General features: G+C 70.8%; 13 protein-coding genes. 4 read left to right on the plus strand and 9 right to left on the minus strand.

The window, feature by feature from the left end; all coding sequences use genetic code 11:
* Positions 1-5: 5 nt before the first annotated feature.
* The 7 genes from AC5WRL_RS03050 to AC5WRL_RS03080 form a co-directional block, all read right to left on the minus strand.
* Entirely contained in the window at positions 6-1,304 is a 1,299-nt protein-coding gene (locus tag AC5WRL_RS03050; protein ID WP_496086659.1) for an NlpC/P60 family protein, read from the minus strand.
* A 398-nt stretch (positions 1,305-1,702) separates the two neighbouring features.
* Positions 1,703-2,746 carry an LLM class flavin-dependent oxidoreductase gene (locus AC5WRL_RS03055; protein ID WP_496086660.1) on the minus strand — a complete coding sequence of 348 codons (1,044 nt, stop codon included), beginning with the start codon at positions 2,744-2,746 and terminating at the stop codon, positions 1,703-1,705.
* Positions 2,746-2,988, minus strand: coding sequence for a tautomerase family protein (locus AC5WRL_RS03060; RefSeq protein ID WP_496086661.1), 243 nt, complete (start codon positions 2,986-2,988; stop codon positions 2,746-2,748). Before AC5WRL_RS03060 ends, AC5WRL_RS03055 begins: the two co-directional genes overlap by 1 nt.
* Before the next feature lie 2 nt (positions 2,989-2,990).
* On the minus strand, positions 2,991-4,478 hold the full coding sequence (locus tag AC5WRL_RS03065; RefSeq protein WP_496086662.1) for an aldehyde dehydrogenase: 1,488 nt from the start codon (positions 4,476-4,478) through the stop codon (positions 2,991-2,993).
* Positions 4,471-5,202, minus strand: a complete 732-nt coding sequence (locus AC5WRL_RS03070) for an alpha/beta fold hydrolase (RefSeq protein ID WP_496086663.1) — start codon at positions 5,200-5,202, stop codon at positions 4,471-4,473. Before AC5WRL_RS03070 ends, AC5WRL_RS03065 begins: the two co-directional genes overlap by 8 nt.
* Before the next feature lie 10 nt (positions 5,203-5,212).
* Positions 5,213-5,764 (minus strand): amino acid synthesis family protein, encoded by a 552-nt coding sequence (locus tag AC5WRL_RS03075; RefSeq protein ID WP_496086664.1) that lies wholly within the window; start codon positions 5,762-5,764, stop codon positions 5,213-5,215.
* A complete protein-coding gene (locus tag AC5WRL_RS03080) occupies positions 5,761-6,390 on the minus strand; it encodes an amino acid synthesis family protein (RefSeq protein ID WP_496086665.1) in 630 nt (209 codons plus the stop codon). The genes AC5WRL_RS03075 and AC5WRL_RS03080 overlap by 4 nt, the downstream gene beginning before the upstream one ends.
* Positions 6,391-6,628: 238 nt before the next feature.
* On the opposite strand from AC5WRL_RS03080, the gene AC5WRL_RS03085 reads away from it, so the two are divergent.
* The 4 genes from AC5WRL_RS03085 to AC5WRL_RS03100 are packed head-to-tail and all read left to right on the plus strand — an operon-like array spanning position 6,629 to position 9,903.
* Entirely contained in the window at positions 6,629-8,245 is a 1,617-nt protein-coding gene (locus tag AC5WRL_RS03085) for a BCCT family transporter (RefSeq protein ID WP_496086666.1), read from the plus strand.
* Entirely contained in the window at positions 8,232-8,657 is a 426-nt protein-coding gene (locus tag AC5WRL_RS03090; RefSeq protein ID WP_496086667.1) for an ester cyclase, read from the plus strand. Before AC5WRL_RS03085 ends, AC5WRL_RS03090 begins: the two co-directional genes overlap by 14 nt.
* Positions 8,658-8,683: 26 nt before the next feature.
* The gene (locus AC5WRL_RS03095) at positions 8,684-9,187 is read left to right on the plus strand and encodes a flavin reductase family protein (protein ID WP_496086668.1); all 504 of its coding nucleotides are present in this window, start codon (positions 8,684-8,686) and stop codon (positions 9,185-9,187) included.
* Between the two features lie 35 nt (positions 9,188-9,222).
* Positions 9,223-9,903, plus strand: coding sequence for a GntR family transcriptional regulator (locus AC5WRL_RS03100; protein WP_496086669.1), 681 nt, complete (start codon positions 9,223-9,225; stop codon positions 9,901-9,903).
* 113 nt (positions 9,904-10,016) lie between these two features.
* Here AC5WRL_RS03100 and AC5WRL_RS03105 read toward each other — a convergent pair whose 3' ends face one another.
* Positions 10,017-11,915 carry an FAD/NAD(P)-binding protein gene (locus tag AC5WRL_RS03105; protein ID WP_496086670.1) on the minus strand — a complete coding sequence of 633 codons (1,899 nt, stop codon included), beginning with the start codon at positions 11,913-11,915 and terminating at the stop codon, positions 10,017-10,019.
* Entirely contained in the window at positions 11,912-12,952 is a 1,041-nt protein-coding gene (locus AC5WRL_RS03110; RefSeq protein WP_496086671.1) for a dipeptidase, read from the minus strand. The genes AC5WRL_RS03105 and AC5WRL_RS03110 overlap by 4 nt, the downstream gene beginning before the upstream one ends.
* Between the last annotated feature and the right edge of the window lie 2 nt (positions 12,953-12,954).

Consider the following 12,954-nt stretch of genomic DNA (forward strand, 5'->3'; position numbering starts at 1 on the left):
GGGGGTCAGCCCTTGGCGTCCCAGTTGCCGGCGACGGGGATGTCGCCGGTGGTGCCCCACTTGATGACCTTGGTCTTGCCGTCGTCGAGTCGGAGGTGGAACTCGCTGGTGGAGGGGCGGTAGATGCCGATGTTGCCGGCGTGGCCGCCGTCCCAGTTGGCGGAGACGGGGCGGTCGCCGGTGGTGCCGTACTTGATGACGGTGGTCTTGCCGTCGTCCATGCGGAGGTGGAACTCGCTGGTGGAGGGCCGGTAGATGCCGACGTTGTCGGCGTGGCCGCCGTCCCAGTTCCCGGAGATCGGCACGTCGCCGGTGGTGCCGTACTTGATGACGGTGGTCTTGCCGTCGTCCATGCGGAGGTGGAACTCTCCGGTGGAGGGCCGGTAGATGCCGACGTTGCCGGCGTGCCCGCCGTCCCAGTTGGCCGAGACGGGGATGTCGCCGGTGGTGCCGTACTTGAGTTCGATCAGGCCGCCGTCGTCCTTGCGCAGGTGGAAGGTGCTGGTGGAGGGGCGGTAGATGCCGACGTTCTCCAGGTGGCCGCCGTCCCAGTTGCCCGACACCGGGATGTCGCCGGTGGTGCCCCACTTGATCGTCTTGAGGCTGCCGTCGTCGTTGCGCAGGTGGAAGGTGCTGGTGGAGGGCCGGTAGATCCCGACATTGTCCGGACCCGGGTCGACGGGAGCCGGCGGGGTGACGTCGTCGACGATGCTGTTGTTGCGGACCGGCTTGAAGGTGCCGTAACCGGAGTAGTACGGGTACGGAATGGTCCGGTAGTGCACCCCGCTGCCGGTGAACTCGTACCCCCGGTAGGAGCTCTTCGACGCGTCGGTCCAGCCGGCGAACAGGACGATGTGACCGCTGGCGCCCGCCGCGTCGTTGAGCAGGGCGTCGCCCGGCTTGAGAGCGTCCTTGGTGATCCAGGAGGCGTAACCCCTGGGGACGAAGCTGGTGGTGTCGAGTCCAGGGGTGCCGAGCTTCCAGGCCATCGACACATAGCCGGAGCAGTCGGTGCGGTATCCCTGGTACGTGTTGGTCCAGCTGTACTGGAGTCCTCTGCCGACCCAGTTCGCCGCCCGGTTGATCACCTCGGTGCGGGTGATCTGGGGGCCGACGGCCAGCGTGGAGAACTCGGCGGGCGCGCCCTGGCCGGCGCCGCCCTTGTCGATGGCCGCGATGGCGGCGGCGGAGGGCGGAATGTCGTCCCCCGCGGCGAGGGCCGGGGTGGTGGCGATGACGCCGGCGAGCAGCGCGGTGGCGGCTGCGAGGGCCAGCGTGCGGTGGCGCACGTGCGTGTTGGACATGTGTGGTTCTCCCCGCTGGATGCAGATGTGGGACTGCGCTCGGCCCGCCCGCTCGGCGGGACCGCTTCGTGACCGGGGTCCGGCGTGGTTCACCGGTGCGCCTGATGCTGATGTGACGGCTGGTCACGCAGGAGCATCATTGAGCCGCTACTCGGCGGTAGTCAATGTTTAGTGAAAGAGAGCTGTAGGCAACCTGACATGATCCGCACACGGCAAGGCGGCGCAATATGGCGAACTGTCCGGGCAAAGTGCGGAGAGACGCAGGTGGGAGAACCAGCCACCGGCGGCCCTGTTATGGCTCAAAAGTTTCACTATAAAGGCAGGGTGTGAAAGGTCGAAGGGCCCCGTCCCGCCGCAGCGGAAGGGGCCCCGGCCACCGGAACCAGCACGGTGCCGCATCAGGAGAAGGCCGGCACGACCTCCTTGATGAACAACTCCAGGGACCTGCGCTTCTCCTCGTGCGACAGTCCGGTGTCGATCCAGAAGCTGTACTCGTCGACGCCCAGTTCCTCGTACGCCCGCAGCCGCTCGATCACCTCGGCCGGAGTGCCGATCATCGCCGTCCGGTGCAGCGACTCCGGCTCGAACTCGGGCCGCCCGTCGAACTTCGACTCCGGGCTGGGCGCCAGAAACCCGTTCCGCGGGGTGGACCGGTTGCCGAACCAGGCGTCGAAGCTCCGGTAGAACCGGTTGATCGCCTCCGCCGCCGGGCGCCAGCCCTCGGGCTCGTCCGGCGCGTGCACATGGGTGTGGCGCAGCACCATCAGATCAGGGCGCGGCACCTCGGGGTGGTTGGCCACCGCCGTGTCGAACTTCCGCTTCAGATCGACGACTTCCTCATCCCCCTGCATCAGCGGAGTGACCATCACATTGCACCCCTGGGCCACCGCGAAGTCATGGGAATCGGGGTCCCGGGCGGCGATCCACATCGGCGGTGTCGGCTGCTGCACCGGTTTGGGGGTGCTGGTCGAGGTGGGGAACTGCCAGATCTCCCCGTCGTGCGCGTAGTCGCCCTGCCACAGCGCCCGGACGGCCGGCACCAGCTCACGCAGATGCTTCCCGCCGTCCCGGGCCGAAAGCCCGCCCGCCAGCCGGTCGAACTCGAACTGGTACGCGCCCCGGGCCAGCCCCACCTCCATCCGGCCGTTGCTGATCACATCGAGCAGCGCGCACTCACCGGCGGCCCGGATCGGATGCCAGAACGGGGCGATGATGGTCCCCGCGCCCAGCCGGATGGTGGAGGTCCGCGCGGCCAGATGGGCCAGCAGCGGCATCGGACTCGGCGAGATCGTGTACTCCATCGCGTGGTGCTCACCGATCCACACGGTGCCGAACCCGCCCGCCTCGGCCATGAGAGCCAGCTCGGAAAGGTTCTCGAACAACTGCCGGTGACTGACCTCCTCGTTCTCGCGCTCCATGTGCACGAACAACGAAAACCTCATCACTGCTCCTCGTCTGCTGTCGCTGTCGCTGTGGTGGCCGGACCCCGCCCCGCCGCGTCCATCTCGGCGAGGGTGACGTCACCGGTGGCCCAGTGCGTACGCGGAACCTCGTGGAGAACCACCCGGATGTACTCCGGCCGGGTGCTCGCGGTGCGCAGCACCGCGGCGTGCACCTCGTGGATCAGCTCCCGCAACTGCGCCGGAGTGCGGCCCTCGGCCAGGGTGATGTCGATCTGGGGCATCGTCAGCTCCGCATCGTGAACGGGTCGGCCACCGGCTCCTCGCTCGTGTTGATCCACACACTCTTGAGCCGGGTGTACTCCTTGACCGTCTCGGTGCCGTGCTCCACGCCGACCCCGCTGGTCTTGAAGCCCTGCCGCGGCGACATCGGGGACATGGCGCGATAGGTGTTGACCCACACGGTCCCCGCGTCCAGCCGGTCCGCCATCCGGTGGGCCCGGGACAGGTTCGTCGTCCAGACCCCGGCCGCCAGGCCGTACTCGCTGTCGTTCGCCAGCCGCACGACCTCCTCCTCGGAGTCGAACGGCATGATCGCCAGCACCGGGCCGAAGATCTCCTCGCGCACCACCCGCATGCTGTTGTCCACATCCACGAGGATGGTGGGCTCGTAGAAGTAGCCGCCGAGCCCGCCGTCGGTGGCGCGCCCACCGGTCAGCACCCGGGCGCCCTCACCGCGTCCCAGCTCGACATAGCCCGCCACCTTGTCCCGCTGCGCCGCGAAGGCCAGCGGACCCAGCTCGGTCCGCTCGTCCAGCGGGTCGCCGATCCGGATGCTCCCGGCCCGCTCGCTCACCCGCTCCAGCAGTTCGTCGTAGACCGACCGGTGGGCGAACACCCGGCTGCCGGCGATGCAGGTCTGACCGGCCGCCGCGAAGATCCCGGCGACCACCCCCATCGCCGCGTTGTGGATGTTCGCGTCCTCGAACACGATGTTGGGTGACTTGCCGCCGAGTTCGAGCGTCGAGCCGATGAACCGGCTCGCCGTCGTCGCGGCGATCCTGGCCCCGGTGCCGGTACTGCCGGTGAAGGAGATCTTCGCGAGATCGCGGTGATCGACCAGCGCCTGCCCGGCCTCGGCACCGAACCCGGTCACGACATTCACCGCGCCCGGCGGGAACCCGGCCTCGACCGCCAGCTCGGCCAGCCGCAGCACCGTCGCCGAGGTGTACTCCGAGGGCTTGATCACCACCGTGTTGCCGGCGCACAGCGCCGGGGCCAGCTTGCTGCTGGTCAGTGTCAGCGGGGAGTTCCACGGGGTGATCGCCCCGACGACACCCAGTGGCTCCCGGGAAGTGTAGTTCAGCACCCGGCGGTCGGAGGTGGGGATGACATCGCCGTGAATCTTGTCCGCCAGACCGGCGTAGTAGTGGTAGTACTCCGGCAGGGTGGCCAGCTGCCCGCGCATCTCGCGCAGCAGCTTGCCGTTGTCCCGCGTCTCCATCCGGGCCAGATCCCCGGCGTTCTCCGCGATCAGATCACCGAGCCGGCGCAGCAGATGCCCCCGCCGGGTCTGGCTGAGGTCACGCCAGCGCGGATCCTCGAACGCCTCCTTCGCGGCGGCCACCGCCCGCCCGATGTCCACGGCGTTCCCGCGCGCCGCTCGGTACAGGACCTCGCGGGTGGCCGGGTTGGTGCTCTCGAAGTACTCGCCCGACGCGGGCTCGACCCGTGCGCCGCCGATGAAGTGCCCCAGCGTGGTGAGTTCAGACATGTGCGCGTTCTCCGATGAACGAGGTGAGGACGTCGACGAACGCCTCGGGGCGCTCGACGGGCAGCATGTGACGTGCCCGGGGGACGATCACCGCACGGCAGTCGGGCAGCGCGGAGGCGAGCCGGCGGGTCATCTCGGGGGTGGAGCCGGGGTCCTGCTCGCCCGTCACGGCCAGCGCGGGCACGGCGATGCCGCCCAGCTCCGGGGCGAGTTCGGCGTCCGCCGTGGCGAACACCCGATAGCAGCCCAGAAAGGACCCCAGGTCGCCTGCGAGCAGGGTGGCCTCGGTGCGGGCGATCCGGTCGGCGCCGACCTCCGTACCGGCGTACCACCGCTCGATGGAGGCGGCGGCGCTCGCCGCGAAGTCGGCCCGCGCCGCGCCCAGCCGCTCCAGCACCGACGCCCGCTCCCGGGGGGTGCGCTCGCACACCGAGCTGACCGAGGTCAGGGTGGCCACCCGTCCGGGGTGACGGAGCGCCAGTCGCTGGGCGACCAGCGCGCCGAGCGAGAATCCGACCAGATGCGAGCCTGCCGGGATCTCTCCGGCGACCCCGTCGGCCAGGTCGGTGAGGGTCACCCCGTCGTGGACCGGTGGGCGGGTGCCGTGGCCGGGCAGGTCGGGGGTGAGCACGGTGAAGCGGTCGGACAGGAGCGCGGCGGCGGGCTCCCACATGGTGTGGTCCAGCCCGACGCCGTGCAGCAGCACGACGGTCGGCTTGCTCATGGCGGCGGGCCTACTGCTCGGTCGACAGCGGCGCCAGGCGCTGCTGCGGCCGGCCCTGGGCGGCGGCGGCGAGTGCGACCACGATCTCGCCCGGGTGCGGGGCGTCGGTGATCCTCACCTCGACGCTCTGGTGGTGCGAACGGATCGTGGCGTCGGTGATGTGCTTGAGCGGGATGTCGAAGAGCACGCCGGCCGGCCCGCGCTTCTCGACCGCTGGCAGCAGCGTGGTGGCGTCGGCGGCCTTGCGGAAGTGGTCGCCGAACCTGAGCGTGTGGATCAGGGCCGAGCCGTGCTCGATCTCGCCGTCGAGGCCGACGATGGCGGCCTTGCCGTACGCCTCGGCGGGGGCGTCGAGCGCGTCGAGCACGGCGGGGGCCAGCAGCGCGCCGAGGTCGGAGGCGTGCGCGTCGATGCCGGGGTTCAGGTCCTCGACGAATCCCTGACCGGCCCACGGGTTCTCGATCACGGCGGCGACGACGGCGACCCGGGCCGGGCGGCCGACCTCCCGGCCGCCCTCGGTTCGGATCTCCTCGACGACGGTCACGATCTTGCGGATGTTCATGAGCGGGTGGCCTCCAGGGTGTCGGCGGTGACGGTGCGGTCGGTGGTGCGGTCCCCGATGCGGGGGTGCGGGCGGGGTCCCGTCGAAGCGGCGGCGATGACGACGAGTTCGTCGGCCCGCGGGGCGTCCGGTACCCGGGCGCTGATGGTCTGGTAGTGGCTGCGGGTCGCGGCGTGGGTCTTGTGCCAGAGCGGGACGGTCAGCGTCTCGCCGGCCTCGCCCCGGGAGTCCGCGAAGCAGATGATCGACTCGCCGCCGAGGAACTCCCGTACCAGATTGCCGAAGTACGGGGTGTGGATGAGGGCACCGGCGTGTTCGATCTCGCCCGCGGTGCCGACGACGGCGGCCTTGCCGAACGCTTCGATCTCCTCCACCCGGCCCAGGGCGCCGATGAGACGGTCGGTCAGCAGTCTGGCGAGCACCGGGGCGATACGGCCCTGCTGCTCGGAGAGATCGGCCGCAGGACCGGCGCCCACCCAGGGGTTGCGGATGACAGCGGCGACGCTGGCCCGCCGGGCCGGCCGCGCGGGCGCCGCGCCGGCCTCGGTGAGGACGACATCGCGGTAGAGCACGAGCTTGCGGAGACCGATGCGTTCGTCAGGACGATCCGAGATGCGCTCTTGCATGCCACAGGACGATAGGCACCTCACTGGTTTCGGTCAAGAGGTCGAGCCCCGGGACTTCCCCGAACCCCCGCCAAGCCGCGGTCCGTCCCTAAGAAGTCACCGTCCACCTGCTGATTTGAATGAAATCTCGGATCGGTTCCCGATGGGTTCGCACCGGACCCTTGACGCTCAAACTGTGCCATGCCTTACTGCTTCTTGCATGCCAGCGACGAAGCTGTCTGCGGACTCAAGGAGTTTCATGTCCAGTCGCCTTCGAACGGGAGCGCAACCAACGCCCCGGACAACGCCGGGAGAAACCGACGCCGAACCCGCCAAGGCCGGCGGGGCGCTCAGCGGGCTCGGCTCGGTGTTCTGGACATCGATCGGCATCTCCACCGTCTTCGTCGCCTGGGCGGTGCTCTTCACGGAGAACCTCAACAAGGTCACCAGCGCCTCGCTGGACTGGGTCACCGCCGGCTTCGGCTGGACCTACCTGGTGGTCACCCTCGCCATCCTGATCTTCCTGGTGTTCCTCGCCGTCAGCCCGGCCGGCGACATCCGGCTCGGCAAGGACACCGACCGCCCCGAGTTCTCCACCCCGACCTGGCTCGCGATGCTCCTCGCCACGGTCATGGGCATCGGACTGATCTCCTACGGCGTCGCCGAACCCATCTCCCACCTCGCGAACCCGCCGCACGGCCTCGCCGAGCCCCACACCCCGGACGCCGCGGTGCGGGCCCTCCAGTACTCCTACTTCGACTGGGGCCTGCACGCCTGGGCCATCTTCGCCGTCTTCGGCCTCGCCATCGCCTACTCCACCCACCGCAAGGGCCGCCGCACCCTCCCCAGCCAACTCTTCGTCCCGCTGCTCGGCGACCGCGTGAACGGGCCGATCGGCAAGGCGATCGACATACTCGCCGTCTTCTCCACGCTGTTCGGCACCACGACGTCCCTGGGGCTCGGCGCCCTCCAGATCAACAACGGCCTGGGCACCCTCTTCGGCATCCCGGTCAACTCGGCGAGCCAGGTGGTGATCATCGCCGCCGTCACCTCGCTCTTCACCATCTCGGCGGTGACCGGGATCAACAAGGGCATCAAGTACCTGAGTCAGGGCAGCACCCTGCTGTCCATCGCCTTCATCGCCTTCATGCTGATCGTCGGCCCCGCCACCTTCATCGCCAACCTGTACGTCGAGTCCGTGGGCCAGTGGGCCAACGACTTCCTGCGGATGAGCCTCCAGGGCACGGCGTTCGGCGGGCTCGAATGGATGCAGCTGTGGACCTACTTCATGATGGCGTGGTGGGTCTCCTGGGGAGCCTTCGTCGGCATCTTCCTCGCCCGCATCTCCCGGGGCCGCACCGTCCGCGGCTTCATCATGGGCGTACTCGTCGTCCCCTGCCTGGCGTTCTTCACCTGGTTCACCGTCTTCGGCGGCACGGCCATGCACATCGACCTGTTCGAGGGCGGCGACATCGCCCGGCAGACCGCGGCCGACCTCAACAGCGCGTTCTTCGCCACCCTCGACCACTTCCCGATCGCCGGCGCCACCTCACTGATCGCCGTCATCCTGATCGTGATGTTCTTCATCACCAGCGCGGACTCCAACACCTACGTCCTGAGCATGATGACCTCCGACGGATCGCTCACCCCGCGCCGTCCGGTCCTCATCCTGTGGGGCGTCATCACCGGAGCCACCGCCGTCGCCCTCATGCTCGCCGGCGGACTGACCGCCCTCCAGAACACCGTCATCGTGACGTCCCTGCCCTTCCTCGTGGTCATCGCCGGTCTGACGGTGTCCTTCTGGAAGGAACTGAACGCGGACCGACAGCACGAGAAGAAGGAAAAGAAGAAGGAGAAGACCGATGTCCCACACTGACGCCCGCCGCGCGCTCATCGAACAGAGCTGGGCCGCCGCCTGGGGGAGAGGAGACGTGGACACCCTCGACACGCTCCTGAGCCCGGCCTACCTGCGGTACGGCCGCGACCCGCGGCCACAGGACCGCGACGCCCTCAAGGCCACCATCCTCGCCACCCGCGCGGCCTTCCCCGACCTGACCACCACCATCGACGACCTGGTGATCGACGGCGACCGCGCGGCGATCCGCTGGCACAGCGACGGCACCCACCTCAACCCGTTCCTCGGCGTCCCCGCCACCCGACGCCGGGTCCACGTCGAGGGCGCCACCTTCGCCCGCTTCGAGGCCGGCCGGATCACCGAGGAGCACGTCACCTGGGACCCGCGGGCGCTGCTCTCGGCGCTCGGCATCATCCCGGTGGGACAGGACTGACGACCACGATGACAAGGAGCACCCCCATGACCACCGTTGCCCAGCAGCCCGGCATCGACGTGATGAAGCAGGTCAACCGGCAGTTCGTCACCGGAGTCACCGTCGTGACCGCGATGGACGGAACCACCCCCAAAGGGCTGGCGGTCAACGCGTTCTCCAGCATCTCCCTCGACCCCGCCACCGTGATGGTGTGCGTCCAGCGCACCTCCGCCACCCACGACTGCCTGTTCCGGGCCGATCACCTCGCGATCAACATCCTCTCCACGGAACAGCTCGACGTCGTCGCCACCTTCGCGGCCAAGTCCGACGACAAGTTCGGAAACCTGGAATGGGAGAGCGGCCCGTACGGCAGCCCGCTCATCGCGCGCAGCAGCGCCCGGATGGAGGTCGAGATCCGCGAACGGCTCCAGGCCAGCACCCACACCGTCTTCATCTGCCGGGTGGTGCACGCGACGGTCGCCGAGCACCAACCGATGGTCTACAGCGCGGGTAAGTTCTTCGACGGTGGCGCGCTCGCGCCGCTGGGATGACCAGCGGGCGGCTCGGGAGACGGAGGACGGGACCGGTGCATCGCGGACAGAGCGAACCGAAGAACGGGTCGATGCAGGCCAGGGTGATCGCCGAGATGCGCAGCCGCATCATCCGGGGCGACATCAGGCCCGGAGCGCCGCTCGCCGAACTCGCCCTGGCGGACGAGTTCGGCGTCAGCCGCACACCGGTGCGCGAAGCACTCAAACAGCTCCAGACCGAGGGGCTGGTCGAAATCCGGCCCCGGGTCGGCACCTTCGTCACCGCCCCGTCCCGCCGGGAGATCACCGAACTCTTCGAGATGAAGCAACTCCTGGAGGGAGCGGCGGCCCGGCTCCTCGCCCAGCGGGGCCGGGTCGCGGAGATCGGCCTGCTGGAACAGAACCTGCGCGAGGCGGACGACGCGGTGGCCCGGGATGACCGGGAGCGGTACGCGGTGCTGGTGCAGGAGTTCCACGACTTGCTCATCGCAGGGGCCGACAACAGCAAGCTGGAGGCGCACTACCGGATGCTGATGAACCAGCTGGCGTACTCCCGGCTGGTCACCACCTCCCTGAGCCAGCCCGGGCGGGCCCGGCAGTCGGACCGCGAGCACCATCTCGTCCTGGAGCTGATCCTGGAGAAGGACGGCGACAGCGCGGAACACGTCATGCGCGAACACGTACGAGCCAGCCGCCGAGCCCTGCTGGCCGGCCTCCCCACCGACGAACCCCACTGATCACCACAGCCACCGCCATCGGAGCGCCGCACGGGCGATGCCCTCCGCCCGACGCAGGGCGCGCCCGTACGCGGTGCCGCCTGGGGCGCGACGCCGTGCCGCGGCCCGGTGCTTCACGCCCTGCGGGGGTGCCCCGCGCCGATTGCCGTCGTGAGTGCCGCGTGGGCCGTCCGGTGCGCCTGGCGGAAGAGGGCGGCGTTGCCGTCGGCGCGGGCGCCGATCGCCGTGTTCCATTCGACGCCTTCCAGCGGGATGCCGCACGCGAACAGGTCGGGCTGCGGTGCTCCGGTCGCGTCCCGGACCCGGCAGGCGGCGCCATCCACGTCCAGCGCGCCGGTCGGGTCCGCCGGGTGGACCCCGCCGGGGCGATGAGCGCGGCCGAGGCCGCCGGAGACCAGCGAGCGGAGCAGCGCGCTGCCGGTGGTGGCCAGATCCGGGCCGGGCAGCCAGGCGTCCAGCAGCGCACCGGCGTGCACCGGCGGCCCGTCGACCGTCGCGGACCGGCCGCTGAACAGCCCCGCGGCACGGTCGCCGGCCACGGTCAGCCCCGCACCCGCGAACTCCACGACCCCGGCCTCCGCCAGCGCGAGAAGTTCCGCGATCCGGGAAGCCGGCGGGCCACTGGCCGTATGCGCGCCGAACGCCCGGAACCACCGCAGCTCCCGCTGCCCGCCCGGGCCCAGCACCCCGGCCGCCGCGATCTTCCGTACCTGCCCCTTCGTCGCGGCGACGGCCGCCGCCGCGGCCTTGAGCGGGCTGTGGTCCGGGTCCCGGGCGGCGGCCAGATCGGCGCGCAGGAATCCCCGCATCCACTCACCCAGCGCCGCACGGTCGGGGAACACCACACCGTCCAGCGGACGGTCCAGCGCCGCCGGGTCGAAGCGGTCCGCCGGGTCGGCGAACGCCTCGGCCAGCAATTCGGCCCACTGCGGCGAACCGTGCTCCACCGCGCCGTACCGGGCCACAAACCGCTCCGGCGACAGCCGCGACATCCCCGGGCGCAGCCGCAGCGCCGTCTCGTACCACGCCGCTCCCGCCTCGCGCGCGATCAGCGGCCACACCTGGGTACGGAAGTCGACACCGCCCGGCTCACCCTCCGTCAGCCGCCGCGTCCGCGCGTCGTCGAAGTGCCGCAGCCGGTGGGCCCGGGGCATCGACCCCGGCGCCTGACCCCGGGCCAGGTACGGAACGCCGCGCCCCGAGCCGGCGATCAGCCGGGGCTCCCTGCCCGACGGCAGATAGCGCAGCGTCCCGTCCCGGCGCTCGGCGAACCGCCCGCCGCGCCCGGTGGTGAGCAGGGTGACCTGGTCGAAGAAGTTCAGCGCCAGCCCCCGCACGAGTACGTCCGTTCCCGGCTCCAGCCGGTCCAGCGCGGCCTCGTGGGGATACCCCGGCGGCAGATGCACCAGCCCGTGCCGGCCGGCGAAGCCGCTCAACTCGCGCTGCTCGCGGCCGGGCACCTGGTCGGTGTGCCCGGTCGCCAGCACCACGGCATCGGCCCGCAGCGCCGGCCCACCGCTCGCCAGCCGGACCCGCAGCCCGCCGCCGGCCACCCGCTCCAGCGCGGTGGCCCGGGTCCGGTGCCGCACCACCCGGACCCCGGCCGGCACCCGCGCCAGCAGCCACTCGTACGCCCACGTCAGATAACGCCCCATCAGCGCCCGGCTCGGATGATCCCACGGCGCCAGGACCGGCTCCCGCCCCGGCGCGTACTCCCGCGACCACTCCAGCAGCCCGGGGCCGGTCAGCACCGGCCCCGCCACCCGCACCGAGGCGTCCGGGAACGCGGTGGCGTGCCCGGCCAGGGTGTTCATCAGCAGCGCGGCCGGCTGGCCGGGCGACCACACCCGGCCCGCCCCCGGCTCACCCGGCTCGACGACGTGCAGGTCGGCGCCGGTCCCCGCCCAGGGTCCGCCGGGGCCCAGGTGGGCGAGCAGCGCGCCCAGCACCGCCAGGCCGCGCGGCCCCGCGCCCAGCACCGCCACCGAGACCACGCCCCGGCCACCGCTCACCTCGGGACGTCCCAGATCTCCGCCAGCACCCGCCGCAGATTGCCGCCCAGCACCGCCGTGATGTCGGCGGCGCTGTAGCCGCGCCGCGCCAGCACCTCGGTGATGCGCGGGAGATCGGCCGGGGTACCCATGCCCTCGGGGTGGATGAGGTCCAGATTGAGATCGTCCCCGACGATCGGGATCTCCGGGTACAGCCGCCGTACCCGCGCCATGCCGGCCTTGGAGTACTTGCGCTCGTCCCCGACATCGGTGCCGACGATGACATGCTCGATCCCGGCCAGCTCCACCAGGTGGTCGATGTTGTCGGCGAACACCTCCGGGTCCGCGCCCCGGGTGAGCCCGGTGGGGGACAGGAAGCCGGACTTGGCGGCCAGCCCGAACACCCCGCCCCGCGCGGCGAGTTCCCGCACCACCTGATCGCTCTTGTTGCGCGGGCTGGCCACCGAACGGGTGAGCCCGGCATGTGTCACCAGCACCGGCTTGCTCGACGCCTCGATGGTCTCCAGCGTGGAGCGCTCACCGGTGTGCGACAGATCGAGGGCGACCCCCAGCTCGTTGCACTCCTTCACCAGCGCCCGCCCGAACCGGCTCAGCCCGCCGTTCGCGCTCTCCCCGCTGCCGTCGGCCGCGTAGTTGCGGTTCTGGTAGGTGAGGCCCATGAAGCGCAGGCCCATCTGGTACAGGGCGTGCAGCCGCCACAGATCCTCACCGACCGGCTTGCTGTCCTCGAACCCGGCGAACCACGCCACCGTTCCCTCGGCGTGCGCCCGGTCCACATCGGCGAGATCGCGCGCCTGGAAGACCCGCCCGCCGGTCTGCGCCAGCCGCCGCTGCCAGCCGGTGATCCCGGCCGCCGCGCCGTCGTAGTCCTGGGAGATGGACACCGCGTGGTTGACGGCGGTGACACCGGAGGCGGCCAGCTTGCCGAGATAGATCTCATCGGCCCAGTTCAGCGGGGTGCAGTCCAGGGCGTTGAAGACCACGCTGGCACGGTGCAGTGCGGCCGGGTCGAAGGCCGGGGCGGGCGCGGTGGACACGG

This window comes from Streptomyces sp. NTD107 (genome assembly GCF_059510435.1).

Excerpts from the sequence above, each read along its gene's own strand:
- AC5WRL_RS03085 (WP_496086666.1), top strand. The coding sequence starts at position 6,629 with ATGTCCAGTCGCCTTCGAACGGGAGCGCAACCAACGCCCCGGACAACG.
- AC5WRL_RS03050 (WP_496086659.1), bottom strand. The coding sequence starts at position 1,304 with ATGTCCAACACGCACGTGCGCCACCGCACGCTGGCCCTCGCAGCCGCC.
- AC5WRL_RS03095 (WP_496086668.1), top strand. The coding sequence starts at position 8,684 with ATGACCACCGTTGCCCAGCAGCCCGGCATCGACGTGATGAAGCAGGTC.
- AC5WRL_RS03090 (WP_496086667.1), top strand. The coding sequence starts at position 8,232 with ATGTCCCACACTGACGCCCGCCGCGCGCTCATCGAACAGAGCTGGGCC.
- AC5WRL_RS03075 (WP_496086664.1), bottom strand. The coding sequence starts at position 5,764 with ATGAACATCCGCAAGATCGTGACCGTCGTCGAGGAGATCCGAACCGAG.
- AC5WRL_RS03055 (WP_496086660.1), bottom strand. The coding sequence starts at position 2,746 with ATGAGGTTTTCGTTGTTCGTGCACATGGAGCGCGAGAACGAGGAGGTC.
- AC5WRL_RS03070 (WP_496086663.1), bottom strand. The coding sequence starts at position 5,202 with ATGAGCAAGCCGACCGTCGTGCTGCTGCACGGCGTCGGGCTGGACCAC.
- AC5WRL_RS03065 (WP_496086662.1), bottom strand. The coding sequence starts at position 4,478 with ATGTCTGAACTCACCACGCTGGGGCACTTCATCGGCGGCGCACGGGTC.
- AC5WRL_RS03080 (WP_496086665.1), bottom strand. The coding sequence starts at position 6,390 with ATGCAAGAGCGCATCTCGGATCGTCCTGACGAACGCATCGGTCTCCGC.
- AC5WRL_RS03060 (WP_496086661.1), bottom strand. The coding sequence starts at position 2,988 with ATGCCCCAGATCGACATCACCCTGGCCGAGGGCCGCACTCCGGCGCAG.